This is a genomic window from Facilibium subflavum, from assembly GCF_003574485.1.
In the GTDB taxonomy this organism is placed as follows: domain Bacteria; phylum Pseudomonadota; class Gammaproteobacteria; order Francisellales; family Francisellaceae; genus Facilibium; species Facilibium subflavum.
Window position 1 is genome coordinate 758 of the sequence record NZ_KZ984701.1, and the last position, 1,581, is coordinate 2,338.

A 1,581-nucleotide genomic window follows, 5' to 3' on the forward strand; every position below is an offset into this window, starting at 1 on the left:
ATATTCATCTGGACGATTTGATCAAATGCAGCATTGCTTTGAATGGCAAATTCAGGTGAAGGCAGGTTTGTGATAATAAGGCCATAAACTAGAAAAATAAGATTTAATATAAATGCAGCCCAAATAGCCAGTCTTGTTCGCTTATAACCATAAACTTCAGTGATTAAATCAGCGCATAGGAAACTAAGTGGAAAGATTAAAGTGCCTGCGTCAGTCTCAATACCTAAAATAGAGATAATGCGTGCATCATACCAGTTTGCCATCAGCAACACACAGACATAGCTTACGATTAAAACCCATAAGAAGCGATAATGAGTGGTGATATTACTTGGTGTCATCGGTGTTTATATGTTTTTTGCGTTTTACAAGAAAGCTTAATAAGGTTGCAATAATTAAGCTTATTAATATGGGGGATAATGCCATTTGGAAGCTTCCTTCTGTGTTAACATGACAGCTGTAAGCATTTTGATACCAGCTTAACATCCACCCGATAAGCGGTTGTAATAAAGGTCCACCTAAACCAATAATAATCATATTGGTAAACCCCATGGCAATACCTTGAGCATCCGGGTGGACAAGCCTTTCAATGCTGCCAAAGGCAAGGATATAAGCACCAGCACCAAGACCCAGGATAAACAGTAAAATATTTGCCAGGAAAAAGGAGATTGGAATATACAGCAAGATAATGAAGACAATCAGTGTTGTAACGCTAAAACATTGCATGACTGTTTTGTAACCAAATTTATTGGCAAGCCAGCCGCTGACCCCAGCACCAGTTGCCGCACCGATAAAAATAAAAGCAGTTGCAAATGCTGCATCTGCTTTATAGGTAGGAAAATAAGTTTGTAAAAAGCCAATGCTCCACAATGAGGAAAATGCACTGACCACCGTGAAGATAAGGCCACCAAACAGGCAGTGTTTCCATACTTCAGGGTTTTTTAATAAGAGCATGAAATGTGCCATAGTATGGTGGTGGCATGGCTTTTGATTTTGACCGGATGACAGGCAATGTTTGTCTTTATTTCGAACAAATATCAATATTAATGCTGCTAATGTGAATCCAATTCCAGCACAGATAATCATTGCTGTACGCCAGCCATAATCATGAATAAAAATATCCAGAAAATAATCACCAGCAGCCCCACCTAACATTCCCATCATCTCGATTAATCCTGCGATGATGGTGAATTGTTTTGGAAACCATCGTGCAGCAAGGCACATTGCACAAGCAACACCAGGCGCGCTGGCAATGCCCATGATAATACGGGAAGTATTCGCCGTTAAAAAGCCTTCTGAAAAAGAGAAGGCTAACGTGCTGATTGCTAAAATTAAAGTTGAAATAAACAGCGTATTTTTAGGGCCAAGTTTATCAGCCAGATAACCTGATGGAATCTGTAGCAAAATATAAGGATAAAAAAATGCAGAAGATAAAAAGCCAATCTGTGTCAGGTTTAGACATAAATTGCTCATCAGTTCAGGAACCATCAGACTGGTCGAGCCTTGCAGTAAAAACTGGTAAAGCACAAAAAAACCGCCAAGAAAGCAGATCCATGCAGCAAGAATGGTATGTCGATTAGGCAT

2 protein-coding genes are annotated in these 1,581 nt (G+C 39.5%); both read right to left on the reverse strand.

The annotated features are described in order from the left end of the window. Window positions 1-338, reverse strand: a 338-nt coding sequence (locus tag DNK84_RS00450) for a VUT family protein (protein WP_162902121.1), incomplete at its 3' end; no start/stop codon positions are given. After that, window positions 325-1,581: MFS transporter (locus tag DNK84_RS00455; protein WP_119342621.1), on the reverse strand; the 1,257-nt coding region annotated here is incomplete at its 5' end. The genes DNK84_RS00450 and DNK84_RS00455, both read right to left, overlap by 14 nt.